Below are 644 nucleotides of genomic sequence, written 5' to 3'. Positions count from 1 at the left end.
CAGCAGCAGCGCCGTGAGCCGCGCCGGCAGCCACGACAGCGCATCGTCCGCGCGCGCCGCCCATTTGCCGGCCCACTGCCAGTAGCGCCCGCCGCGCATGCCGGGGTAGCCCCACATGGCATCGGCCGTGTTGGCGAAACGGTAGAGCGCGGCGCCGGGCAGGCCCAGCAGCGCGAACCAGAACAGCGGCGCGACCACGGAGTCGTTGAGGTTCTCGGCCAGCGACTCGATGGCGCTCTCGCGCACCTGCACCGCGTCGAGCGCCTGCACGTCGCGGCTCACCAGGCGCGCCAGTCTCGCGCGCCCGGCCTCCAGCGATTCGGCCAGTGCGGCTTCCACCGCCAGCACCTCGTCGCGCAGCATGCGCCAGGCCAGCAGCGGCTTGAGCAGCAGCGCCATCAGCACCGCGGCCAGCCATGGCGGCGCGTGGCGCAGCACCACCCACTGCAGTACCGCCGACACGATCAAAACCACGGCGGCCAGCGCACACCACAGCAACGCTGCCAGCCCGAAAGACCGCCAGTCGCGTGCAGTGGGCGCGCGGGGCGCCACCCGGTCGCCGCCGGCCTGCAGCGCGCGGCCCATCCAGACCACGGGGTGCACGGCCACGGGCGGCTCGCCGAAGCACCGGTCGATGGCCAGCG

Annotated in this window: 1 protein-coding gene; it reads right to left on the bottom strand. The window is 74.1% G+C overall.

The annotated features are described in order from the left end of the window. Nucleotides 1-642 (bottom strand): CobD/CbiB family cobalamin biosynthesis protein (locus tag AC27KI_RS26690; RefSeq protein WP_487116910.1); only part of this gene is annotated, 642 nt, incomplete at its 3' end. Between the last annotated feature and the right edge of the window lie 2 nt (nt 643-644).

Source organism: Acidovorax sp. KPB24-03, from assembly GCF_057546605.1.
The sequence above is the reverse complement of the archived record's forward strand: the minus strand, read 5'-3'. Positions and strand labels throughout refer to the sequence as shown.